Annotated in this window: 24 protein-coding genes and 1 pseudogene; 6 read left to right on the plus strand and 19 right to left on the minus strand. The window is 73.1% G+C overall.

Annotated features, from left to right (window positions below; translation table 11 throughout):
* Positions 1–26: 26 nt before the first annotated feature.
* The 3 genes from AMIR_RS29500 to AMIR_RS29510 are packed head-to-tail and all read right to left on the minus strand — an operon-like array spanning position 27 to position 1,648.
* Complete coding sequence (locus AMIR_RS29500; protein WP_015804646.1) at positions 27–839, minus strand: zf-HC2 domain-containing protein; 813 nt, start codon at positions 837–839, stop codon at positions 27–29.
* On the minus strand, positions 839–1,327 hold the full coding sequence (locus AMIR_RS29505) for a sigma factor-like helix-turn-helix DNA-binding protein (RefSeq protein WP_015804647.1): 489 nt from the start codon (positions 1,325–1,327) through the stop codon (positions 839–841). The genes AMIR_RS29500 and AMIR_RS29505 overlap by 1 nt, the downstream gene beginning before the upstream one ends.
* Before the next feature lie 33 nt (positions 1,328–1,360).
* Positions 1,361–1,648 carry an acylphosphatase gene (locus AMIR_RS29510; protein ID WP_015804648.1) on the minus strand — a complete coding sequence of 96 codons (288 nt, stop codon included), beginning with the start codon at positions 1,646–1,648 and terminating at the stop codon, positions 1,361–1,363.
* Positions 1,649–1,694: 46 nt separating this feature from the next.
* On the opposite strand from AMIR_RS29510, the gene AMIR_RS37855 reads away from it, so the two are divergent.
* The gene (locus AMIR_RS37855; protein ID WP_041837119.1) at positions 1,695–2,354 is read left to right on the plus strand and encodes a CAP domain-containing protein; all 660 of its coding nucleotides are present in this window, start codon (positions 1,695–1,697) and stop codon (positions 2,352–2,354) included.
* 31 nt (positions 2,355–2,385) lie between these two features.
* On the opposite strand, the gene AMIR_RS29520 is transcribed toward AMIR_RS37855, so the two are convergent.
* Entirely contained in the window at positions 2,386–2,913 is a 528-nt protein-coding gene (locus AMIR_RS29520) for a hypothetical protein (protein WP_015804650.1), read from the minus strand.
* 170 nt (positions 2,914–3,083) lie between these two features.
* On the opposite strand from AMIR_RS29520, the gene AMIR_RS29525 reads away from it, so the two are divergent.
* Entirely contained in the window at positions 3,084–3,575 is a 492-nt protein-coding gene (locus tag AMIR_RS29525) for a hypothetical protein (protein ID WP_015804651.1), read from the plus strand.
* 516 nt (positions 3,576–4,091) lie between these two features.
* Entirely contained in the window at positions 4,092–5,213 is a 1,122-nt protein-coding gene (locus AMIR_RS29530; RefSeq protein ID WP_015804652.1) for an NAD(P)/FAD-dependent oxidoreductase, read from the plus strand.
* A gap of 112 nt (positions 5,214–5,325) precedes the next feature.
* Here AMIR_RS29530 and AMIR_RS29535 read toward each other — a convergent pair whose 3' ends face one another.
* Positions 5,326–6,006 carry a response regulator gene (locus AMIR_RS29535; protein ID WP_015804653.1) on the minus strand — a complete coding sequence of 227 codons (681 nt, stop codon included), beginning with the start codon at positions 6,004–6,006 and terminating at the stop codon, positions 5,326–5,328.
* A gap of 319 nt (positions 6,007–6,325) precedes the next feature.
* Here AMIR_RS29535 and AMIR_RS29540 point away from each other — a divergent pair, with 319 nt between their 5' ends.
* The gene (locus AMIR_RS29540; protein WP_015804654.1) at positions 6,326–6,754 is read left to right on the plus strand and encodes a MarR family winged helix-turn-helix transcriptional regulator; all 429 of its coding nucleotides are present in this window, start codon (positions 6,326–6,328) and stop codon (positions 6,752–6,754) included.
* Between the two features lie 333 nt (positions 6,755–7,087).
* Here AMIR_RS29540 and mutM read toward each other — a convergent pair whose 3' ends face one another.
* The 12 genes from mutM to AMIR_RS29600 all read right to left on the minus strand — a co-directional run bounded on the left by mutM (position 7,088) and on the right by AMIR_RS29600 (position 17,483).
* Positions 7,088–7,963, minus strand: coding sequence for a bifunctional DNA-formamidopyrimidine glycosylase/DNA-(apurinic or apyrimidinic site) lyase (gene mutM / locus AMIR_RS29545; protein WP_015804655.1), 876 nt, complete (start codon positions 7,961–7,963; stop codon positions 7,088–7,090).
* Between the two features lie 9 nt (positions 7,964–7,972).
* Entirely contained in the window at positions 7,973–8,224 is a 252-nt protein-coding gene (locus AMIR_RS29550) for a hypothetical protein (RefSeq protein ID WP_015804656.1), read from the minus strand.
* Positions 8,225–8,231: 7 nt separating this feature from the next.
* Positions 8,232–9,035, minus strand: coding sequence for a ribonuclease III (gene rnc / locus AMIR_RS29555; RefSeq protein ID WP_015804657.1), 804 nt, complete (start codon positions 9,033–9,035; stop codon positions 8,232–8,234).
* 27 nt (positions 9,036–9,062) lie between these two features.
* The gene (gene rpmF / locus AMIR_RS29560) at positions 9,063–9,245 is read right to left on the minus strand and encodes a 50S ribosomal protein L32 (protein ID WP_015804658.1); all 183 of its coding nucleotides are present in this window, start codon (positions 9,243–9,245) and stop codon (positions 9,063–9,065) included.
* 2 nt (positions 9,246–9,247) lie between these two features.
* Positions 9,248–9,835, minus strand: coding sequence for a YceD family protein (locus AMIR_RS29565; protein ID WP_049796998.1), 588 nt, complete (start codon positions 9,833–9,835; stop codon positions 9,248–9,250).
* Positions 9,836–9,954: 119 nt separating this feature from the next.
* Positions 9,955–10,671, minus strand: a complete 717-nt coding sequence (locus tag AMIR_RS29570; protein ID WP_015804660.1) for a DivIVA domain-containing protein — start codon at positions 10,669–10,671, stop codon at positions 9,955–9,957.
* Positions 10,672–10,806: 135 nt separating this feature from the next.
* The gene (gene coaD, locus AMIR_RS29575; RefSeq protein ID WP_015804661.1) at positions 10,807–11,289 is read right to left on the minus strand and encodes a pantetheine-phosphate adenylyltransferase; all 483 of its coding nucleotides are present in this window, start codon (positions 11,287–11,289) and stop codon (positions 10,807–10,809) included.
* Positions 11,290–11,341: 52 nt separating this feature from the next.
* A complete protein-coding gene (gene rsmD, locus AMIR_RS29580; RefSeq protein ID WP_015804662.1) occupies positions 11,342–11,908 on the minus strand; it encodes a 16S rRNA (guanine(966)-N(2))-methyltransferase RsmD in 567 nt (188 codons plus the stop codon).
* 75 nt (positions 11,909–11,983) lie between these two features.
* Positions 11,984–13,066 (minus strand): MBL fold metallo-hydrolase, encoded by a 1,083-nt coding sequence (locus tag AMIR_RS29585; protein ID WP_015804663.1) that lies wholly within the window; start codon positions 13,064–13,066, stop codon positions 11,984–11,986.
* Positions 13,067–13,127: 61 nt separating this feature from the next.
* Complete coding sequence (locus AMIR_RS29590) at positions 13,128–13,571, minus strand: Imm1 family immunity protein (protein WP_015804664.1); 444 nt, start codon at positions 13,569–13,571, stop codon at positions 13,128–13,130.
* Positions 13,556–13,903: a DddA-like double-stranded DNA deaminase toxin gene (locus AMIR_RS29595; RefSeq protein WP_015804665.1), complete on the minus strand. Its 348-nt coding sequence runs from the start codon at positions 13,901–13,903 to the stop codon at positions 13,556–13,558. Before AMIR_RS29595 ends, AMIR_RS29590 begins: the two co-directional genes overlap by 16 nt.
* 202 nt (positions 13,904–14,105) lie before the next feature.
* On the minus strand, positions 14,106–17,483 hold the full coding sequence (locus tag AMIR_RS29600) for a pyruvate carboxylase (RefSeq protein ID WP_015804666.1): 3,378 nt from the start codon (positions 17,481–17,483) through the stop codon (positions 14,106–14,108).
* 269 nt (positions 17,484–17,752) lie between these two features.
* Here AMIR_RS29600 and AMIR_RS40740 point away from each other — a divergent pair, with 269 nt between their 5' ends.
* Positions 17,753–19,156, plus strand: coding sequence for a coiled-coil domain-containing protein (locus AMIR_RS40740; protein ID WP_015804667.1), 1,404 nt, complete (start codon positions 17,753–17,755; stop codon positions 19,154–19,156).
* Between the two features lie 133 nt (positions 19,157–19,289).
* Here AMIR_RS40740 and AMIR_RS29610 read toward each other — a convergent pair whose 3' ends face one another.
* Positions 19,290–20,117: a hypothetical protein gene (locus AMIR_RS29610; protein WP_015804668.1), complete on the minus strand. Its 828-nt coding sequence runs from the start codon at positions 20,115–20,117 to the stop codon at positions 19,290–19,292.
* Between the two features lie 122 nt (positions 20,118–20,239).
* Here AMIR_RS29610 and AMIR_RS29615 point away from each other — a divergent pair.
* Positions 20,240–21,133: pseudogene (locus tag AMIR_RS29615) on the plus strand (IS982 family transposase).
* Between the two features lie 20 nt (positions 21,134–21,153).
* On the opposite strand, the gene recG reads toward AMIR_RS29615, so the two are convergent.
* Positions 21,154–23,355: an ATP-dependent DNA helicase RecG gene (gene recG, locus AMIR_RS29620; RefSeq protein WP_015804669.1), complete on the minus strand. Its 2,202-nt coding sequence runs from the start codon at positions 23,353–23,355 to the stop codon at positions 21,154–21,156.
* Positions 23,356–23,376 lie beyond the last annotated feature (21 nt).

Here is a 23,376-nt window from a genome sequence, read left to right on the forward strand (position 1 = left end):
CCCCCTGGCCGGCGCGAACGGCCTGATCAGGGGCGCACGGAGACGAGCACCCGCATGTCGACCACGACGTCGACCCGCTCGACGTCGGCCAGCGCGAACGAGGTGGCGCCCGGCACGCGCTCGTGCCGCGCGGGGCCGCTGCCCCACCAGCCGGCGACCTCGGTGCGCCCGGACGTCCCGTGCACCACGAGGCGGCAGCGCGCCCCGTCCGGCGCGCCGTCGAGGGTGAGCAGCAGCTCGGTGCCCCAGTCCCGGCCGACCAGCTCGGCGCGGGCCGCGACGCCGGTGCCCGCGTCGGTCCCGGCCCAGGTCACCGCCGTGCTCGACGCGACGGGGACCGGTCCGGGGTCCTCGTGGGCGAGCCAGCCGGGGGTGACCAGCAGCGCGCCCGCCAGCAGCACCCCGAACAGCACCGCGGCGGCGGCCGGAAGCGGCCACCGCGCCGCGCGGCGCACGGGACCCCGCCCCGCGTCCCGCGCCCGGTTCCCCCGCTTGACGCGCGAGCCGACGAGCCAGCCGTCCGGCGCCGGGGGCAGCGGGGTGGCCAGCGGCAGGGTGGTCCTGGCCGAGATCCGGGCGCTCCTGGGCACCGGGGGCGGCGGTTGCGGCGGCAGCTCGGGCAGCGGGGCCAGCTCGGGCGAGGGCTCGGGGTCGGTGAACGGCTGCTCCAGGTCGAGCAGCGTGACCTGGCCGAGCAGCCCGGGGAGCGGGGCGAGGCGCAGCAGCTCCCGCCTGCACGGCGGGCAGGCGCGCAGGTGCCGCTCGAACGCGCCGCGCTCGACCGGGTCGAGCGAGCCGAGCAGGTAGACGCCCAGGTCCGTGCTGCGGAAGCAGGTCATCACGGCTCGGTCACCCCGCGCTCGGCCAGCGCGTCGCGCAGCGCCCGCAGCCCGTAGAAGCAGCGGGACTTGACCGCGCCCTGCGGGATGCCGAGCGCGGCGGCGGCCTCGGCGACGGTGCGCCTGCGGTAGTGCAGCTCGACGACGGCGTCGCGGTGGTCGCGGCTCAGCCCGCGCAGCGCCTCGGCGACCTGCCAGCCCTGGAGCGCGTGGTCGACGGCGTCGACCTCGGACGGCGGCTCCTCGGGCCGCTCACCCCCCGCGCACCGGAACCCGGACGCCACCAGCGCGCGGGCCACCGCGTACAGCCACGGCCCGGCCTCCTCGGGGGTGCGGACGTCCGCGCTGCCCCGCGCCCTGCGCAGGGTCTCCTGGACGACGTCCTCGGCGTACCGGTGGTCCCCCCCGACCAGGCGCAGGACGTAGCCGCGCAGCGGGCCGCGCCAGCGGCCGTAGAGCTGCCTGACGACATCTTCCCCGCGGTCCACAGCGGTAACTACGGCCGTCGGGGGTGTCCCAGTTCAACGCTCCGCGAAACCCGTCAGCCCGCCGCGCGGCGACGACCAGCGCTCCACGACGACGTCGACCCGGCCCGGCGTGCCCCCTGAGCGCAGCGCGGCGAGCAGCGCGCGGCACGCCTCCTCGGGCCCCTCGGCGTTGACCTCGACGCGGCCGTCGCGCAGGTTGGACGCGCTCCCCACCAGACCGAGCTCCAGCGCGCGGGCCCTGGTCCACCACCGGAACCCGACGCCCTGCACGTGACCCCTGACCCATGCGGTCATCCGCACCGCGGACTCCGCCCCAGACATGCCTTCCACCCCGATATTTCACCCGATGGTGATACGGTGCGCGACCGTGAGCGCGCGGAGCGGGAAGAGGTCCGCCATCGGCGGGCTCCTCGGCCTGCTGCTCGGCGCGGCGGGCGTCGGCTCCATCGCCCTCCTCGTCGGCCCGACCGCCTCGACGTCGTCCCAGCAGGACCCGCCGCCGGGCGCGCCCCGGTCCGGTCCCGGTCCGGGCCCCGGTCCCTCAGGGGCTCCCGGCGGGCCCTGGCCGACCACCGCCACGACCAGCGGGCTTGCCCCGGACTCCCCCGCACCGGCAAGCTCGTCGCCGACGTTCCCTCAGGACCCGCCGCCGCTGGACGTGGTGCAGGCCGACCGGGTCGTGCGGCTGGTCAACCAGGCGCGCGGCGCGGCGGGGTGCGCGGCGCTGGGCGTGGACGACCGGGTGGTCACCGCCGCCAGGGCGCACAGCGCGGACATGGCGAGCCGGGGCTACTTCGCGCACACCAGTCCGGAGGGTGTGGACTTCGCCACCCGGATGCGCGAAGCGGGCCATCCGCGACCCGCCGGTGAGAACATCGCCATGGGCCAGCGGAGCGCGGAGGACGTCGTGGGCGCGTGGTTGGACTCCGAGGGTCACCGTCGGAACATCCTCGACTGCTCGTTCACCACCACCGGTGTCGGTCTGGACACCCGTGGCTGGTACTGGACCCAGAACTTCGGCCGTTGACCTAGGGAGACCGAGTGACCGACGACGGGCTTTACGAGTCGCCCGAGCCCGAGCAGAGCTCTCGCGCGCGGCGCCTGTCGCCCCACCTGCTGCTGGCGGCGTCCGGCGTCGTCGTGGCGACCATCTTCGGGGCGGTGGCCGCGATCGCGGGCCCGTCGTCGAGCGACGAGGCCACCACGCCGATCGGCGTGCAGCTGGACACGCCCCCGACCGGCCGGACGTCGACGTCCACGTCGGCGCCCGAGTCCGAGTCCGCCGAATCTTCTTCGGAGGCCCCCAGCTCCACGCCGGAGTCGGCGACGAGCAGCGCCGCGCCGACCACGACGACGCAGCGCGTCCGGGTGACGACGGTGACCAGGGCGGACGGGACGACCACGACGACGACGGTGAACGAGGAACCGCAGCCGCCCAAGCCGAACAACCCGAACCCCAATCCGAATCCCAACCCGAACCCCAACCCCGGCGGCACGACGACCACGACGAAGCCGCCCGTGGAGCCGCCGGTCACCACGACCTCGGCGGAGCAGCCCCCCACCTCCGGCTCGGGGACCCCGCCCACCTCGGGCAACTGACCCGACGCAGGACGCGCAGTAACCGCGCCATCACCCACAGGTGGCGGTAAACGGCACGAAGGCGTGGACCACGGCCCGCACCGATCCGGTGCGGGCCGTCGCGCGCCGATAACCCGGACGCCCGACCTTCGGTTCAAGGTCTCTCCAGGGAGTTCGCGTGTTCGAGCAAGAGTCCGACGTGGCCGCGAGGCGCAGGTTCTCGCCGCTGGTCCTGCTGTCCGCGGCGGGCGCCGTGGTGGCGGCGGCGGTGGCGGGTGTCGGCGCCGCGCTGGTGCCGGACGGCGAGCCGGAGACGCCGCAGCCCCTGGAGGCGCAGGCCGAGGCGACCACCGGGAGCGCGCCCGCGAGGCCGACGTCCGAGTCGACGGCCGCGGCGTCCACCCAGCTCCGGGTGGCGGCCACGACGACCACGACCCGCCGCCCGGACGCGCACCGCGAGGACCGCCCCGCGCGCGGCGACGAGCCGACGGCGGCCAGGTCGGAGTCCCCGGAGGAGCCTGCCGAGCCGGTGGCGCTCCCGACCACCACGACCCGCCAGTCCCCGACGACCACCACGACGGCGCCGCCGGTGGTGACGACGACGCCGGAGGACGAGGACCCGGACCCGACCACCACCGCCCCGACCACCACCAGGCCAGCCCGCCCGTGATCGCGGGGTCAGGCGGTTGTGCGGGCCGTGCGGGCCGGCCGGGCCGGGGGCCCACGCCACCGAGCCCGCCCGACGGAACCGGTCCACGCCAACGCCCTCGACCGCACTGGTCACGCCGGCCGCACCGATCTCCGCGCCCCGCCACCGCCCTGGTCGGCCACCGGCCGCCCCAGCCGCCGTTCCTGCTCGCCCACCGACGCCCGCTCCCTCCGCCCCCTCACCCCCCGACACCCGCTCCGCCCTGCCGACCCGAGGTCCCACTCCCGCCATGCCCGCGCCGAACTCCACCCCGCGCCCCCGCAGCCCTTCGGAGAGCCCGTTCCGGCCTCCCCGGCTGCCTGGACGCGCGGGAACCCGTCAGCGGGCCGACGAGGCGGCCGGAACGGCGGCCGGTGCGGGAGTGAGGCGGTTCCCGGGTTCTGCCGTCCTGTGCCCGAGGTCACTGTCACCTCTCGCGCCCCCGTCTCGCTCCTCCCGTGGCTGACGTCCCGTGGCTGACGTCGAGAGGAGACGGTGATGTCCGAGCGAGTTGTGGTGCTGGGGGCCGGTTACGCGGGTCTGGCCGCGGCCAAGCTGGCGGCCCGCTGGACCGGCGCCCAGGTGACGCTGGTCAACGAGCGCGACCGCTTCGTGCAGCGGGTCCGGCTGCACCAGCTGGCGGCGGGCCAGTCCGAGCGGCGGCTCCCGCTGCGGGACCTGCTGGCCGGGACCGGCGTCGAGCTGGTCGTGGGCCGGGCGGAGGCGATCGACCTGGGGGCGCGCGAGGTGCGCGTGGGCGACCGCGCGCTGCCCTACGACCGCCTGGTCTACGCCCTGGGCAGCGGCGTCGACCCTGGCTCGACGCCGGGTGTGGCCGAGCACGCCCACTCGGTGGTCGACGCCGAGTCCGCCGAGCGCCTGCACCGCGCGCTGTCGGGCGGGGGCTCCGGCGCGCCGACCGGCCGGAGGTCCGTCGTGGTCGTCGGCGGTGGCCTGACCGGCGTGGAGACCGCCGCCGAGCTGGCCGAGGCCGGGCACTCCGTGGCGCTGCTGTCGGCGGGCGCGCTGGGCGCGGGCCTGTCCCCGAAGGCGGTGCGGCACCTGCACCGGGCGTTCGCGCGGCTGGGCGTGCGGGTGCGGGAGGGCTGCCGGGTCGAGTCGGTGGACGAGCGGGGCGTGCGGGTCGACGGGGTGCGCGAGGCGGCGGACGCGGTCGTCTGGACGGCGGGCTTCCGGGTGCCGCCGCTGGCCCGCGAGTCGGGCCTGGCGGTGGACGCCTCGGGCAGGCTCCTGGTCGACGGCGCGATGCGCTCGACCTCGCACCCGGAGGTGATCGGCGTCGGCGACGCGGCGGCGATGCGCAGGGCGGACGGTCAGGAGATGCGCATGGCCTGCGCGACGGCGGGCCCGAACGCCCAGCGCGCGATCCGGGCGCTGGCCGAGGAGCTGGCGGGCGCCGAGCCCACCCCGACCCGCTTCCGCTACGCGGGCCAGTGCGTCAGCCTGGGCAGGCGCGACGCGGTGCTCCAGTTCGTGCACCCGGACGACACCCCGCGCGACCTGGTCCTGACCGGCCGCGCGGCGGCGCTGGCCAAGGAGGCGATCATCGCCTACACCGTCGCCTTCCAGCGCCGCCCGACCCTCCCCAGCGGCGCCTGACCGGCCCGCCACGACCACCCGCGGGCGCCAGCGGACGCCGCAGGCCGGCACCCGACCGCGCCACCCGCCCAACAACCGGGTTGTTCACCGATCCCCCTGGTGAACACCCCGGTCAGGGCTCGAACCGGTACCCCATCCCCGGTTCGGTCACCAGGTGCCGGGGCCTGGACGGCTCGGGTTCGAGCTTGCGCCGCAGCTGCGCCAGGTAGACCCGCAGGTAGTGGGTCTCCTTGGCGTACGCGGGCCCCCACACCTCCTGCAGCAGCTGCCGCTGCGCGACGAGCTTGCCCGGATTGCGCACCAGCACCTCCAGCAGCCCCCACTCGGTCGGCGTCAGGTGCACTTCGGCGTCCTCCCGGTGCACCTTCTTCGCGACCAGGTCCACCGTGAACGCCCCCGTCCGCACCACCGCCTCACCGGCGTCGGCGGGCGCCGCGGAGCGGCGGACGGCCGCGCGCAGCCTGGCCAGCAGCTCGTCCATGCCGAACGGCTTGGTCACGTAGTCGTCGGCCCCCGCGTCGAGCGCCTCGACCTTGTCGGTCGAGTCGGCGCGCGCGGAGAGCACGATGATCGGCACGGTCGTCCAGCCGCGCAGCCCGGCGATCACCTCGGTCCCGTCGACGTCGGGCAGCCCGAGGTCGAGCACCACCACGTCCGGCTTGCCCTCGGCGGCGGCCCTGAGCGCGGCGGCGCCGTCGTGGGCGGTGAGCACCTGGTAGCCGCGGGCGGACAGGTTTATCCGGAGCGCCCGGACGATCTGCGGCTCGTCGTCGACCACCAGCACCTTCGTCATGCGACCCTCCTCGCGCGGCGGGGTGGGCGCGCGGTCCGCCTGCCCACGTCCATTGTGCGCGTTCGGGTGAAGGCGCCACGCCGATGCGATCTTCCTCGGACAACCTCACCCGAAAGTGTGGCATTGACGGAACCTTGACGCACTCAGACGATGCATTTACGCAAGATTGACGGGTGTCTCGCCGCACTGGTGCGGATAAGGGCGAGTACATACGGGTGTGAATAGTTGGTAGCTATGGACATCGGTCCTTCTTCAGTGCGAATGTCCTGACCGAATTAGGACAAGTGCTCACCGTGGGTGAGCCGCGGGGAGGCATTCCATGACCGCCAGTGTGACCAATCAGGACGCCTTACAACTCGTGGTCGCGGTGCACCGCCTGGTGCGGAGCCTGCGGCAGTCGGCATCGGTGCGCAGGCTCCAGCCGACCCAGCTGCTGGTGCTGGCCGAGCTGTCGAACCACGGGCCGATGCGCATCGGCGAGATCGCGGTGCGCGCGCTCTGCTCGCAACCGACAGCGACAACGGTGGTGACCGGCCTGGAGTCGAACGGGCTCGTCCGCCGCGAGGCCGACCCGGCCGACGGCAGGGCGACGATCGTGGTGCTGACCGGCGCGGGCCGGGAAACGGTGCTGTCGATGGCGCACGGCGAGGCCGAGCTGCTGTCGGAGCGGCTCTCGGCGCTGTCGCCGGAGGAGCAGCACCGGGTCCGCGCGGTGACGCCGCTGCTGCGCAGGCTCGCCGACCGGTGACGTCGACGGGACCGACCAGGCCGCCGAGGCGCACGCGTCCACCGGGCCCGGCCGGGCCCGCGCGACCGGCGCGCCCACCGGGCCGGGCGGACCAGCCGGGCTGATCGGACAGGTGCGGCGCCCCCGCCGGGGACGGGGGCGCGCGGGACGGTGGGGCCGCCTGCGGGGAGGCGGCGTCCCTCATCCGGGTTAACTCAACCGTGCGTCACACAAAAGAGTGAAATATGTGAAAGCGCACGGAAGTACCGCACGACCACAAGGAAAAGGCTTTCCCGAATCGAATCAGGCGAACACCAACGGGGCGATCGGGTCACCCGTGAACCGCGAACTCCCCTAACGGGCGACGGTCTTGGCGTCCCTAGGCCGGGGCTGGCACCGGGGGCACGAGTACGAGGACCGGTTCATGAACGGCTCCCGCACGATCGCCGTCCCGCACCGCGCGCACGGCCGGTCCTCCTGCCCGTACACCGCGAGCGACCGGTCGAAGTACCCCGACTGCCCGTTCACGTTGACGTACAGCGCGTCGAACGACGTCCCGCCCTGCCCGAGCGCCTCCAGCATCACCTGCGTGGCGTGCCCGAGCAGCTCGGCGGTCTTGGCGGTGGTCAGCTTGGCCGTGGGCCGCAACCCGTGCAGCCGGGCGCGCCACAACGACTCGTCGGCGTAGATGTTCCCGACCCCGGACACGAGCGTCTGGTCGAGCAGCGCCCGCTTCACGTCCGTCTTCCGCGACCGCAGCGCCCGCACGGCCGCGTCGGCGTCGAACTCCGGGTCCATCGGATCGCGGGCGATGTGCGAGACCTGCCGGGGCAACCAGGTCCCGTCGACCTCCACCAGCTCGTCCAGCGCGAGCCCGCCGAACGTCCGCTGGTCCACGAACCGCAGCTCCGGGCCATCGTCCTCGAACACGACCCGGACCCGCAGGTGCTTCTCGTCGGGCGCCCCGACCGGCTGGACGAGCATCTGCCCGCTCATCCCGAGGTGCGCGAGCACCGCCTCGCCGCCGGACAGGTCGACCCACAGGTACTTGCCGCGCCTGCGCGCCGCGTCCATGCGCTGACCGGTCAGCCGAACGGCGAAATCCGCCGCCCCAGGGAGGTGACGGCGGATCGCTCGGGCGTGCAGCACCTCGACGGAGGCGACGGTGCGGCCGGTGACGTGCTCGTGCAGCCCTCGGCGGACTACTTCGACCTCGGGCAGCTCGGGCACGTGCGGTGATCAGTCCTCGGTGGTGCCCGCGGCGGCGTGCTCCGCGGTCTCGGCGCGCGCGGCGACCTCGCGCTCCAGCTCCTCCAGCAGTTCGAAGGCCGCGGCCTGCGGCTTCGTCGGCTTGAGCATCCAGCCGCCCGCCTGCGCGGTGTCGCGCACGAGGACGAGGCCCTGGATGCCGCCGCTGCGGGAGGCGCTGAGCGGACGGGAGGTGTGGCCGCGGTGGTGGGCGCGCCTGCTCCGGACGTTCGTGGCGTACATGTCGGCGTCAGTCTTCCTGGTTGGGTGAAGTCCGCTGGTTCGCCGAGCCCTGGCCGTTCTGCTCCGCGCCGTCGGCCGCGTCCTCGCCGTCGTCTGCCTTCTCGGACAGCACGCGGTAAGCGGCCTCGGCCGCCTTCTGCTCGGCTTCCTTCTTGGTGCGGCCATCGCCTGAACCGTGGGGCTTGCCACCGACGTACACCGTCGCGGTGAACTCCTTGCGGTGGTCCGGCCCCTGGTCGTCCACCCGGTACTCGGGGACGCCCAGCCCTGACGAGGCGGTCAGCTCCTGCAAGCTGGTCTTCCAGTCCAGACCCGCGCCCCGGAGCGGCGCCTCGGCCAGCAGCGGGTCGAACAGGTGGTGGACCAGCTGACGTGCGGTGTCTATCCCGAACTGCAGGTACACCGCTCCGATGACGGCTTCGAGGCCGTCGGCGAGAATGCTCGCCTTGTCCCTGCCCCCGGTGAGCTCCTCGCCGCGGCCGAGCAGCAGGTGACCGCCGAGCCCGTCCGCGCCGAGCCCGCGGGCGACGCCCGCGAGCGCGTGCATGTTGACCACGCTGGCCCGCAGCTTCGCCAACTGCCCCTCGGGGCGGTCGGGGTGCGCGCGGTACAGGTGGTCCGTCACGACGAGCCCGAGCACCGCGTCGCCCAGGAACTCCAACCGCTCGTTCGGCGGCAGGCCGCCGTTCTCGTACGCGTACGAGCGGTGGGTCAGGGCGAGCGTGAGCAGCTCGGCGTCCAGAGGGACGCCGAGCGCTTCAAGCAGCGGGGTGCGGTCGACGGACCGACCGCGCGGCGACCTACCCCCCATGGTGCTGTACTACCTTCGCCAGGGAGATCAGGCCGGCTGGACGACCTGGCGGCCGTCGTACTGACCGCAGGTCGGGCAGGCCACGTGCTGGGGCTTCGGCTGGCGGCAGGCCTTGTTGGAGCAGGCCACCAGGTGCACGGCGGCGGTCTTCCACTGAGCGCGGCGCGAGCGCGTGTTCGAGCGCGACATCTTCCGCTTCGGGACGGCCACGACTAGTTCTCCTCTGGATTGTCACGATTCCCGTCGAACCGCACCTGCAGTGCGGCCCACCGGGGGTCAATCGTCTCATGCCCGTGGTCGGGGCCGAGATCTGCCAGCCTGCCGCCGCAGTCGACGCACAGCCCGAGGCAGTCCGGCGAGCACAGCGGCACCTGCGGCAGCGCGAGCACGAGTGCGTCGCGCACCACGGGTTCGAGGTCGATCAGGTCGTCGTGGACCCGGCTGACCTCGTCCTCCTCGGTGGTCTCGTCGGTGGCGCTGTCGGGGTACGCGTACAGCTCCGTCAGCCCCACCTGGACGTCTGACGACAGCGGGTCGAGGCAGCGCGAGCACTCCCCCTCCACCGTCGTGGAAGCGGTGCCCGTGACGAGGACGCCCTCGACCACCGATTCGAGCAGGAGGTCGAGCTCGACCTCGCCGCCCGCGGGCACCGCGATCACACCGAGCAGACCGAGACCTTCAGCCGGGACCGTCCTGCGGTAGGCGCGGCTGGAGCCCGCGCGACGCCCGAGGTCCCTGGTGTCGATGACCCAGGGCCCGGTTGCTGTGGAACGCGCGTGCGCGCGGCTGTGTTCAGGCATGGTGATTCGGTGTGTCTAGCTCGGTGGTGCTGGTGGCTGCCGGGCGATCTGCCACGGCCAACCGCTCAAGAGTACGGGACGACCGGGGCCGGGGCGAAATCCGCAGGTCGGGGGCGGCGCTAGTCCTGGTAGTCGTAGGGCGCGGTCGCGCTCGCGACGGCCGGGCCGCGCAAATGCGAGCGCCCCTTGCCGACGCTGCGCAGGGTGTGCGCGAGCAGGTCCTCGAAGTCGGCGAGCTTGCCGTCGACGTACGCGTCGCACTCGCCGCGCAGCCGGACCGCCTCAGCGCGGGCGGCCTCCACGAGGCGCGCGGACTCGGCGTGGGCGGCCTGCACGACCTCGGTCTGGTCGACCAGCCGGACCTGCTCGGCCCGGCCCTCCTCGATCGCGCGCTCGTAGTTGGCGCGCCCGGCCTGGACCATCCGGTCCGCCTCGGAGTGCGCCCGGCCCACCAGGTCCTCGTACTCCTGGCGCCCGGCGGCGACGGCCCGCTCGGCCTGCTCCTCCGCCTCGGCGACCATGCGCTCGGCGCGCGCGCTGGCCTCGGACAGCATCCGCTCGGCCTCGTGCTGCGCCTCGGCGAGCATCCGGTCCGCCTCGGAGCGGGCCTTGCTGGTCGCCTGGTCGGCCTCGTGCTGCGCCTTGCCGACGAGCTCGTCGCGGTGGTCGAGCACGTCCTGCGCGTCGTCCAGCTCCGCCGGGATGGCGTCGCGGACGTCGTCGAGCAGTTCGAGCACGTCGCCCCTGGGGACCACGCACCCCGAGGTCATGGGCACGCCCCGCGCCTCTTCGACGATCGTGACCAGCTCGTCGAGGGCCTCGAACACCCGGTACACGTCACACTCCTCGCGCCACTGCCGATGTGCTCAACCTAGTGTGCCCTGCCCGTCACCGGGCGAGGGGGAGCGCGGTCGGGCGTGTCCGCACCCGAGCGGGTTCGGCGGAGGCGGTTTGGGGGCCCGCCAGGCGGGTCAGCGGCGCTCGGCGAGGCGCTGGGTGAGCCTGGTCAGGATGCTCGGCGGGAGCAGGGTGGAGACGTCGCCGCCGTAGTTCGCGACGTCCTTCACCAGCGAGCTGGCCAGGAAGCTGTAGATGGGGTTCGTCGGCATGAACAGGGTCTCGACGCCGGTGAGCTGGTGGTTCATCTGCGCCATCTGCAGCTCGTAGTCGTAGTCGCTGACCGCGCGCAGGCCCTTCACGATGGCCTGGATGTCGTTCTCCCGGCAGTAGTCGACCAGCAGGCCGTGCCAGGAGTCGACGCGCACGTTCGGCCACTGCGCGGTGACCTCGCGGAGCATCTCGGTGCGCTCCTCGACCGAGAACAGCGTCTTCTTGCTCTTGTTGATGAGCACCGAGACGACGACCTCGTCGAAGAGCCCGGCGGCTCTGCCGATGATGTCCAGGTGTCCGTTGGTGGCCGGGTCGTAGGAGCCGGGGCACACGGCACGCGTCATGGGCGGGACGGTAGCACCAGTGCCGATGTGCCCAGGGGCGTCGTGGGATGCGTCACCCGCGCGCCTGCGGGTGTTCGGACCAGTGCAGTGCGGTGTCCCCGTATCGCTTGCCGCGCAACGGTTCCAACGGGCTCGGCCAGACGGGTTCGGGGCTGCGGGACGCGCGCTCGACCACCAGGAGGGTTCCGGGCGCGGTCCAGCCGTTCGCGACCAGGTCGGCGAGGACGCGGTTGAGCTGCTCGTCCGTGACGGCGTAGGGGGGGTCGGCGAGGACGAGGTCGCACGGGCGCTCCGGAGGTGCGGCGACGACCACTTCGGCCGGGCGGTGCAGGACGGTCGCGCCGGGCAGGCGGAGGGACGCGGCGTTGGCGCGCAGGACGTCGGCGGCGCGGCGGTCGGACTCGACGAGGGTCGCGGTCGCGGCGCCCCTGGACAGGGCCTCGAAGCCAAGCGCGCCGGACCCGGCGTAGAGGTCGAGGACGTGCGCGCCGTCCAGGTCGAGGAAGGTCTCCAGCGAGCTGAAGAGGGCTTCCCGGACGCGGTCGGAGGTGGGGCGGGTGCCCTTGGGCGGCACCTGCAGGCGGCGTCCGCCCGCCGCGCCCGCGACGATCCTGGTCACGGGGGGAGTTTTCCAAACGGCCCCGCCGCGCCGTCCCCCGGGCCGGCGCGGCGGGGCTTCAGCGGTCCTCCGGGGTCAGAGCGCCTGCCACCAGCCGTCGACGGCGGGCGGGTTGGCGACGTCGATCCGCTCGCCCGGCTTCGGGACGGCCATCCGCACGTCGTGCGCCTTGGCCTCCCGCCACACCCGGTCCACCGGCTCGGACCAGTCGTGCAGGGCGAGGTTGAAGGTGGCCCAGTGCACCGGGATCAGCAGGCCGCCCCGGACGTCGCGGTGCGCGGCGACGCCCTCCTCGGGGGTCATGTGGATGTCGGGCCAGCCGGAGCCGTAGGCGCCGATCTGGACGAGCGCGGCGTCGAACGGGCCGTGCTCCTCGCCGATCTCGGCGTAGCCGTCGAAGTAGCCGGTGTCGCCGGTGTAGTAGACGCGGTGCTCGGGACCCGCGATGACCCAGGACGCCCAGAGCGTGGTGTCGCGGGCGAGGCCGCGGCCGGAGAAGTGCTGCGCGGGCGTGGCGGTGAGGGTGATGCCCGCCACGCGGTGCGACTCGTTCCAGTCGAGCTCCACGATGCGGTGCTCGGGGACGTCCCAGCTGCGCAGGTGCGCGCCGATGCCGAGCGGGACGACGAACACGGCGGCGTGGTCGCGGGTGAGCGCGCGGACCGTGGGGAGGTCGAGGTGGTCGTAGTGGTCGTGGGAGATGACGACGGCGTCGACGCGGCCGAGCTCGTCCAGCTCGTGCGGGACGGCGTGGAGGCGGCGCGGGCCGACGACCTGGGACGGGGAGCAGCGATCGCTCCAGATCGGGTCGATCAGGACGCGCGCGCCGTCGATCTCGACGAGCGAGGACGCGTGGCCGTACCAGGTGATGTGGAGGCCGTCGGCGGGCGCGTCGCGCCTCGGAGCCACCAGCGGCACGGGGCCCGCGGGCTTGCGCTTGGTCTTGTCGCCGAACGCGAAGTCGCGGAGCGTCTCGGTGGCGCCGTCGGGCGGCATGGTGCTGGTGGTGGCGCGGTTGTGGAACTTGCCGTCGCGCCACTGGGGAGACCGGCGGACGCGCTCGTCCGGCCTGCCCCCCATGGCGGCGGGAACGTCGCGCGCGGCCCAGGCCAGCGCCCCGGCGGCTGCCGCGAACAGGAGTCCGGTCACCTTCTTCATGGCCGGTCCAACGGCGGGTCCGGGCGGAGAGTTCCCCGTTTTCGCGGGGGTGGGCGGGAGGTCACACGGGGACGTGCCCGACGCCGGGGACCCAGGCCTGCCAGTGGACGCGGGTGGGGCGGAGGCCGGTGGACATGAACTCCAGGACGGCGGACTCGACGTCGGTGACGGGGATCTCGGAGTGGGGAGGGAAGGGGGTATCGGCGGCGAAGAAGTAGTAGACGACCTCGTCGGGGTTGCTGCCCTGGGGGTTGCGGGAGTGGAAGCCGTAGGAGGTGTCGTCGTCGCCGGAGTGGTGCAGCACGCCCTTGTCGCCATCCAGGCCCGCGTTCAGCTCGGGCCCCCAGTCGTCACCGGCCAGGTAGAAGGTGGCCAGGTCCACGCTGCCTGCGGGGGACGCCTCCCGCCACCGGGCGAACCAGGCCCGGACCTCGTCGGGGGTGTGCAGGAACAGCGGTTCCTTGCCGTGGTCGGGGCTGGTGTAGATCTTCAGGGCGTGGGACAAGGCAGCTGCTCTCCTCCGTGGTAGGTCATGCGGAAACCGCCCGCTCCGAAGACGGTCAGCGTGCTGCCCGCGGGCAGGAGGACCGGCACCATCCGATCGCAGCTGAACATACCGTCGTCGCAGGGGACGTGATTGATGACGAGCGTCGCGCTCGTGATCCCGTTGGCCCTCATTTCCGAGGCGACCTTCATCTCGACGTCGGCCGCGCGCAGCGGGAACCCTCGGGTCATCCCGAGCTCGCGAATCGTGCGGAGCGCCAGTGCGAACCCCTCGTCCTTGCCGCTGATCGCCGAACGGGTCCGCCCATCCGGCACTCCGCAGCCCGCTCGCACACCGACTCCAACTCGTCGGCGACCGCCTCCAGCGACACCATCGCACCTCCCCCACCAGGCACGATCCCAGCCCCACCGCCCCACACCAACAACCTTCACCCGAAGCTGCGAACAGTCCGGAATCACCGACCGCCAGGCAGACAAAAAGGGACGGACGCCCCGAAAGACGCCCGCCCCTCAAAACCCGAACCCCGCCTGGGAACTACTCCAACACCACCAGCAGATCCCCGCCTTCGACCTGCTGCACGTTCCCCACCGCCAACCGCGCCACCCGACCCGCCTTCGGCGCGGTGATCGCGGCCTCCATCTTCATCGCCTCGATCGTCGCCAGGGTCTGCCCCGCGTCGACCTCGTCGCCCTCCGCGACCGACGGCTGGACCACGCCCGAGAACGGGGCCGCCACGTGGTTCGGGTTGGCGCGGTCCGCCTTCTCCGCCGCCGGGACCTCCGCCGCGACCGAGCGGTCGCGCACCTGGATCGGGCGGAGTTGGCCGTTCAGGACCGCCATCACGGTGCGGACCCCGCGCTCGTCCGCCTCGCCGATCGCCTCCAGGCGGATCAGCAGGCGCACGCCCGGCTCCAGGTCCACCGGGTACTCCTCGCCCGGCCGCAGGCCGTAGAAGAAGTCCTTGCTGCTCAGCACGCTCGTGTCGCCGTACGCGTCCCGGTGCGCCAGGTACTCCTTGGTGGGCGCCGGGAACAGCAACCGGTTCAGGGTCGCGCGGGGCTTCTCGGCCAGGCCCTTGCGGTCGTCCTCGGTCAGCTCCGCGACCGCCTTCGGGGCCGCCCTGCCCTTCAGTGCCTTGCTGCGGAACGGCTCCGGCCAGCCGCCGGGCGGGTCGCCCAGCTCGCCGTGCAGGAAGCCGATGACGGAACCCGGCACGTCGAACCTGCCCGGCTCGGCCTCGAACTCGGCCGGGCTCACCCCGGCGCCGACCAGGTGCAGGGCCAGGTCGCCGACCACCTTGGACGACGGCGTCACCTTCACCAGCCTGCCGAGCATCCGGTCGGCGGCGGCGTACATCGCCTCGATCTCCTCGAACTTCTGCCCCAGCCCGAGCGCCACCGCCTGGGTGCGCAGGTTCGACAGCTGGCCGCCGGGGATCTCGTGGCTGTACACCCGCCCCGTCGGGCCGGGGATGCCGGACTCGAACGGCGCGTACACCTTCCGCACCGACTCCCAGTACGGCTCCAGGTCGCACACCGCCGCCAGGTCCAGGCCGGTCGCGTGCGGGGTGTGGTCGGTCGCCGCCACGATCGCCGACAGCGGCGGCTGCGAGGTGGTGCCGCCCATCGACGCCGCCGCGCCGTCCACCGCGTCCACCCCGGACTGGATCGCCGCCAGGTACGTGGCCAGCTGGCCACCGGCGGTGTCGTGGGTGTGCAGGTGCACCGGCAGGTCGAACTCGCTGCGCAGCGCGGTGATGAGCTTCGCGGCGGCGGGCGGGCGGAGCAGCCCGGCCATGTCCTTCACCGCGAGCACGTGCGCGCCCGCCGACACGATCTGCTCGGCCAGCCGCAGGTAGTAGTCGAGCGTGTAGAGCCGCTCGTCCGGGTTGGACAGGTCGGCGGTGTAGCAGAGCGCGACCTCGGCGACGGCCGTGCCGGTGGCGCGCACCGCCTCGATCGCGGGCCGCATCTGCTCGACGTCGTTCAGCGCGTCGAAGATGCGGAAGATGTCGATGCCGGTCGCGGTGGCCTCCTCGACGAAGGCGCTGGTCACCGCCTCGGGGTACGGCGTGTACCCGACCGTGTTGCGCCCGCGCAGCAGCATCTGCAGCGCGATGTTCGGCACCGCCTCGCGCAGCGCGGCCAGCCGCTCCCACGGGTCCTCGGCGAGGAACCGCAGCGCCACGTCGTAGGTCGCCCCGCCCCACGCCTCCAGCGACAGCAGCTCGGGCGTGAGCCGCGCGACGTGCGGCGCGACGGCGAGCAGGTCCTTGGTGCGCACGCGCGTGGCCAGCAGCGACTGGTGCGCGTCGCGGAACGTGGTGTCGGTGACGCCGACGCGCTCGCTGGAGCGCAGCCACCGCGCGAACCCCTCGGGCCCGAGCTGGTCCAGGCGCTGCTTGCTGCCGGGCGCCGGGTCGGAGGACACGTCGACGGGCGGCAGCTTCAGCCTCGGGTCCACGACGGACGGCCGGGCGCCGTTCGGCCGGTTCACCGTCACGTCGGCCAGGTACGTCAGCAGGCGCGTCCCCCGGTCCGCGGAGGAGCGCGCGGTCAGCAGGTGCGGGCGCTTCTCGATGAACGAGGTGGTGACGCGGCCCTCGTAGAAGTCCGGGTCGTCCAGCACCGCCTGCAGGAACGGGATGTTCGTGGACACGCCCCGGATGCGGAACTCGGCGACCGCGCGCCGGGCGCGGGCGACGGCGGCGGAGAACGTGCGGCCCCGGCAGGTCAGCTTGACCAGCATCGAGTCGAAGTGGGCGCTGATGGCCGTGCCGACGCCGGTGGTGCCGCCGTCCAGGCGCACGCCGGAGCCGCCGGGCGAGCGGTAGGCGCTGATCATGCCGGTGTCCGGGCGGAACCCGTTGGCGGGGTCCTCGGTGGTGATGCGGCACTGGAGCGCGGCGCCGCGCAGCTGCACGGTGTCCTGGCTCAGGCCGAGGTCCGCGAGGGTCTCGCCGGAGGCGATGCGCATCTGGGACTGCACGAGGTCGACGTCGGTGACCTCCTCGGTGACCGTGTGCTCGACCTGGATGCGCGGGTTCATCTCGATGAACACGTAGTTCCCGCGCGGGTCGAGCAGGAACTCGACGGTGCCCGCGTTGCGGTACCCGATGTGCTCGGCGAACCTGACCGCGTCGCCGCAGATCCGCTCGCGCAGCTCCGGCGAGAGGTTCGGGGCGGGCGCGATCTCGATGACCTTCTGGTGCCTGCGCTGCACCGAGCAGTCGCGCTCGAACAGGTGGATCACGCCGCCCTGCCCGTCCGCGAGGATCTGCACCTCGATGTGCCGGGGCTCGACGACGGCCTGCTCCAGGAACACCGTCGGGTCCCCGAAGGCGGACTCGGCCTCGCGGGACGCGGCCTCGATCGACTCGCGCAGGGCGGCCGGGTCCTCGACGCGCCGCATCCCGCGCCCGCCGCCGCCCGCTACGGCTTTGACGAACACCGGGAAGCCGATGTCGTCGGCCGCCGCGAGCAGCGCGTCGACGTCGCTGGACGGGTCGCTGGACTTGAGCACGGGCAGCCCGGCGGCGCGGGCGGCGGCGATGGCGCTGGCCTTGTTGCCGGTCAGCTCCAGCACCTCGGTGGGGGGACCCACGAACGTGATCCCCGCGTCGGCGCAGGCCTTGGCCAGTCCGGGGTTCTCGGAGAGGAAGCCGTAACCGGGGTACACGGCGTCGGCGCCCGCCTTGCGCGCGGCCTTGATGACCTCGTCGACGGACAGGTACGCCCGCACCGGGTGGCCGGGCTCGCCGATCTCGTAGGACTCGTCCGCCTTCAGCCTGTGCAGGGAGTTGCGGTCCTCGTGGGGGAAGACGGCGACCGTGCCCGCGCCCAGCTCGTAAGCGGCGCGGAACGCCCGGATGGCGATCTCGCCGCGGTTGGCGACAAGTACCTTGCGGAACATTCTGCGTTCCTCCCGGTCACTCGATGGCAATCAGGGCACGCTACCGTGCGCGTCCCGCCAATCGGGAGATCCATCTCACGTGACGGACATCATTCCCACATCGCTCGACACGGGCCCGACCTGCGGTGATCCTCCCCCCTGCGAGGGACCCCCGCACCCGCTGTCCGGACGCGCGGTGAGCGCCTTATAACGCCCGATCACGAAAAGATCACGTGCCGTTAGCTACATCGGGTGACAACCAGGGGGTCCGTCTCGGTAGTGTGGGAATTATGGCCGGGGCTGAAGGGACTGGGCAGCCTGCTGCCCGCACGCATTTCGACGTCGTCCTGCGCGGGTACAACCAGCGTCAGGTGAACGAGCGCGTCACGCGCTTGGAGTTCGACCTCAAGAACGCGGCGCGCGCGCACGACGCCGCGAACGCCCAGGTGGCGGAGCTGACGAAGCTCCTCACAGGCACCCGCGCCGAGCTGGACAAGGTCAAGGGCCAGTTGGCCAGCCTCGCCAACAGCCCGCTGAACGCCTCGAACGTCACCGAGCGCGTGCGGGTCATGATGACCTTGGCCGAGGAGGAGATCGCCGACATACGGCAGGCCGCGCTGAACGAGGCGAACGCGACCAGGGAGGACGCCTCCAGGGCCGCCGCCGAGGGGCAGGCCGCGCACCAGCGCGCGATGGGCGAGCTGGAGGCGCGCGGCAGGCAGTTGGAGGCCGCGCACGTCCAGCGGACCACCGAGCTGGAGCGCCAGCACGAGGAGCGCAAGGCGGAGCTGGAGCGCGCGCACGAGGAGATGCGGCTCAAGCTGACCGCCGAGCACACCGGGCTGATGGCGGAGGCGCGCACGGAGCGCGAGCGGTCGGCCGCCGAGTTCGAGGCGAAGAACGCCGACCTGGAGCAGCGGCGGACCGAGCTGGAGCAGAAGTACAAGGTCTACCACGACGACCTCGACAAGGAGTACGACGAGCTGAAGACCGCGCTCCGCAAGGAGCACGAGCGGCACGTCGTCGAGGCGAAGGCGGAGGCCGCGAAGCTGCTGGCGACGGCGAACGACGAGGCCACGCGGCTGGTCGGCGGGGCCACCGAGGAGGCCGCGCGGCTCAAGGCCGAGTCGGACGCGCAGATCGCCGAGCTGGAGTCCGAGGCGCTGGGCAAGGCCGAGAAGACGGTCGCGGACGCCAACGCGCTGGCGGAGCGGACCGTGACCGAGGCCAACGCGCTGGCCGGGAAGACCGTGGCGGACGCGAACGCGCTGGCCGAGAAGACCGTGACCGAGGCGACCGCGCTCGCGGAGAAGACCGTCACGGACGCCAACGAGCTGGCCGAGCGGACCGTGGCCGAGGCCAACGCGCTCGCGGCGAGCACCACGTCCGAGGCGACGGCGGTGGCCGAGAAGACGGTGGCCGAGGCGAACGCCGCCGCCGAGAAGGCGGTCGCGGAGGCCGAGGCCAAGGCCAAGCAGGTGACGGACGACGCCGACTCGCACGCCACGCGGCGGATCGGCGAGGCGGACCGCAAGCTCGGCGAGCTCCGGGTGATGCACAAGTCGCTCAGCGAGCAGTTCACGGCGGCGCAGAAGGCGGTGCAGCAGGCGGTGTCGAGCCTGCCCCGGCTGGCGGAGGACCCGGAGGAGCCGCCCACCCGGCAGATCCCGAAGTCGCAGCTGCCCGTCACCTGACCCGGTGAGCGGTGGGAGCCCCGCACGGCCGCCGGCCTGCGGGGCTCTCGCGCGTCCGGGGGCCCAGGGGCGTGGGTGGGCGCGGGGCGGCAGGCCCCCGCGGGTGGTGGGCTCGTCCGCCCCCTGAGCCGGGCTACCGCGGGAGCTGGTCGGCGGGGACGACCTGGTCCGCCGGCGGGGGCGAGACGTCGACGTCCGCGCCCCAGTCGGTGAACTTCGTGGTGGAGCTGCGCACGTCCTCGCCACCGAGCTCGAAGCGGAACCCGGCCTCGCGGGGCGCGCCGCTCTCGTCGAGCACGACCTCGGCGCGGATCACCACGCCGTACTCGGCGAGCTGGGTGTGCTGGAGCTGGATGTCCGGGTCGGCGACCGCCTTGGCCATCTTCATCGGGTCCACGACCAGGTCGTAGCGGGTTCCCTCGGCCGTCTGCCGCTTGCCGACGATCATCGCGGCCCTGGGTTCGAGGTAGTCCAGCTCCGCGCCCACGACGGCGCTCGGGCCGAAGCCCCGGAGGAGCGCGTCGACCTCGGCGGAGTTCTGCTTGGTGTAGAAGCCCCAGGTCTTGCCCGCGGGCATGGGGGCGCCGTCGACGCTCACGTAGACGCCGTCGACCCCGCTGACGAGGCGGGTGACGGTCGGGGTGGCGCCGTTGGTCTGGACGTTCATGGTCATGGCCGAGGTGACCACGCCGTTCAGCCAGCGGGCCGACCCGGTGACCTGGCTGCGGACCTCGGCGCCCGCGCCGTCGCCGGCGAAGCCCTCGGTGGTGAACCTCGCCCTGCCCAGGGCTGCCACGCGGGCGTCGACCTTCTCCGCGAGCTGCGCCAGGTCGCCCTTGGGCAGGTCGGCGGAGGCCGAGGTGGGCGGGGCGGCGGCGGTGGACGGCGCGCCTGCGGAGCACCCGGTGACGACCAGGGCCAGAGCGGCGGCGGCAGCGGGGATCAGGCGGGAGTGGCGCACAGTCGCACGACACTACCCGCGGGCGCGTCAGCCCTGCGTCAGGACGGGAACGGGGGCTAGACGAGTAATGCGTAAGTCGAGGCGGTGACCGGATACGGAGGAAGGGTGTTCAAGATCAGTTTGTGACGACCGACCTGAACACCCTTCTCACCGCACTCTACGTCAAGATCGACGACCATCTGGTGGACAGGACCCGCCTCGGCAGACCACCGAAACTGACCGACGCCGAACTGGTCACCCTCGCGGTGGCCCAAGCCCTGCTCGGATTCACCTCCGAGGCCCGCTGGCTGCGGTTCCTGCCCGCCCGGACGCCCGACGCGTTCCCGTACCTGCCCGGCCAGTCCGGCTACAACCGCCGCCTACGCGCGGCGTTGCCCCTGGTCAAGCAGGCCATGCGCTGGTTGGCGGCCGACACCGACCTGTGGACCGACACGACCTGGATCGTGGACTCCACCCCGGTCGAGTGCGGCCGCTCCCGCCCCACGGTCAAGCGTTAGGAACTGGCCGGCTGGGCGAAGTACGGCTACTGCCGATCGCACTCACGCTGGTTCTGGGGCCTGCGCCTGCATCTGGTCTGCACCCCGACCGGACTACCCGTCGCCTGGGCGTTGACCGATCCAAAGATCGACGAGCGGGAGGTGCTCATGGCGATCTGCGACCACGAGCCCAACCTGCTCGCCGACCGACCCGGACTGCTGATCATCGCCGACAAGGGCTACGTCTCCCGGGAACTGGACCGCTTCCTGCACGAGCGCGGGGTCCGGTTGATCCGGCCCTCCTACCGGAACCGGGCCCCGCATCCCGGCGAGCCGCTGCTCAAGTCCATCCGTCAGCTCATCGAGTCGGTCAACGACACGCTCAAGGGCCAGGTGGACCTGGAACAGCATGGCGGGCGCACTATCGAGGGCGTCGGAGTCCGCGTCGCCCAACGACTTCTAGCCCTGACCGCCGCCATCTGGCACAACCGCGCCACCGGCCAACCCGTCACCCGATCCCTCACGGCCTACGACCACTGACCGACTTAGGAATTACTCGTCTAGGTCTTCTCCAGGTAGTCCGCGCGCTCCTCGTCCAGCACGCCGGCGAGGAGGGTGGCCAGTCCGGGGTGGGCGCCGAGGTCGGGATCGCGCTCGACGATCTCCTGCGCCACCACGCGCGCGGCCTCGATGGTGTCCTCGTCGCGCAGCAGGGAGAGCATCTTCAGGCCGCTGCGGGTCCCGGACTGGGCCGCGCCGAGGATGTCGCCCTCTCGGCGGAGTTCGAGGTCCAGCTGGGCCAGCTCGAAGCCGTCCAGGGTGGACTCGACGGCCCGGAGGCGCTGCATCGTGGCGGAGGCGCCGGGCATCTCGCTGACCAGGAGGCACAGACCAGGGGCGCTGCCCCGGCCGACGCGGCCCCGCAGCTGGTGGAGCTGGCTCACGCCGAAGCGGTCCGCGTCCATGATGACCATGACGGTGGCGTTCGGGACGTTCACGCCCACCTCCACGACGGTGGTCGCCACGAGGACCTGGACCTCGTTGGCGGCGAAGGCGCGCATGACCGCGTCCTTGTCGTCGGGCGCGAGGCGGCCGTGCAGGATGTCGATGCGCAGGCCCTTCAGGGGCCCTGCGGCCAGCCGGTTGGCCACGTCCACGACCGCCAGGGGCGGGCGCTTGTCGGGGTCGCCCTTCTCCTTGGGCGGCTTGCCGTCCTCGTCCTCGCCGTCGCCGATCCGGGGGCAGACCACGTAGACCTGGTGGCCCTTGCCCACCTCCTCGTGGATGCGCTGCCAGGCGCGGTCCAGCCACTGGGGCTTCTCCGCGGTGGGCACCACCGAGGTCTTGATGGGCGAGCGCCCACCGGGGAGCTCGCGCAGCGCGGAGACCTCCAGGTCGCCGTAGACGGTCATGGCCACGGTGCGCGGGATCGGGGTCGCGGTCATGACCAGGACGTGCGGGACCGCGCTGCCGGGGCGCGCGCTGAGGGCGGCGCGCTGCTCCACGCCGAAGCGGTGCTGCTCGTCCACGACCACCAGGCCGAGGTCCGCGAACGCGACCTTGTCCTGGATCAGGGCGTGGGTGCCCACGACGATCCCGGCCTCGCCGGTCATGATCTCCAGCAGGGCCTTCTTGCGCTGAGCCGCGGGCATGGAGCCGGTGAGGAGGGTGACGCGGGTGGCGTGCTCCGCGCCGCCCAGCTCGCCCGCCTGGCCGAGGTCGCCCAGGAGTTCGCGCAGGGAGCGGGCGTGCTGGGCCGCGAGGACCTCGGTGGGGGCGAGCATGGCGGACTGCCGTCCGGAGTCGACCACCTGCAGCATGGCGCGCAGGGCGACCATGGTCTTGCCCGAGCCGACCTCGCCCTGCAGGAGGCGGTTCATGGGCTGGGTGGCGGAGAGGTCCTCGGCGATGCGGTCGCCCACGGCCTGCTGCCCTGCGGTGAGCTCGAAGGGCAGCCTGGCGTCGAAGGCGTCCGCCACCCGGCCCGCCACGCGCGGGCAGGCCGAGGCGGGGCGGGCGGTCGCGGAGTGGCGGCGCTGGGCCAGCGCGAGCTGCACGGCCAGTGCCTCGTCCCACTTGAGGCGCTGCTGGGCCACGGTCACGGCGGGCCAGCCGTCCGGGCGGTGGATGTCGCGGAGCGCCTTCTCCAGGGTGATCAGGCCCTCGGACTCGCGCAGCTCCTCCGGGAGCGGGTCCTCCTCGACACCGTCCCAGACCGCCAGGACCTGCTCGACGCACTTGGCCACGTTCCAGGACTGGATGCCCTGGGCCGCCGGGTAGACGGGGATGAAGGCGTCCGCGAACTTCGACGCCGTCACCGCGCCGCCCCCGTCGTCGGCGCCGGTGAGGCCGTCGACGATCTCGTAGTCGGGGTGGGCCAGCTGGAGCTTGCCGTTGAAGATGCCGACCTTGCCCGCGAACATGGCCTTGGTGTTGGGGAGCAGCTCGCGCTCGACCTTGCGGGAGCCCCGGCCGAAGAACACCAGGTGCAGCTCGCTGGTGCCGTCGGTGATGACCGCGTCGAGCATCTCGCCGCGCCGCGCGCGCATGTTCTTGAGGCGGGCGGACTTGACGCGGGCCTGCACGGTGACGTGCTCGCCGAGCTCCAGCCCGGAGATCTCGGTGAGTTTGCCGCGCTCGTCGTAGCGGCGCGGGTAGTGGCGCAGCAGGTCGCCGACGGTGGTCAGGCCGAGGCCGGTCTCCAGCGCGTCGGCGGTCTTCTGCCCCAGCAGCGGCACGAGGCTGTCGTCGAAGGTCGTCATCGCCTGCCCATTGAACTACTG

It is taken from the genome of Actinosynnema mirum DSM 43827, assembly GCF_000023245.1.
Lineage (GTDB): Bacteria > Actinomycetota > Actinomycetes > Mycobacteriales > Pseudonocardiaceae > Actinosynnema > Actinosynnema mirum.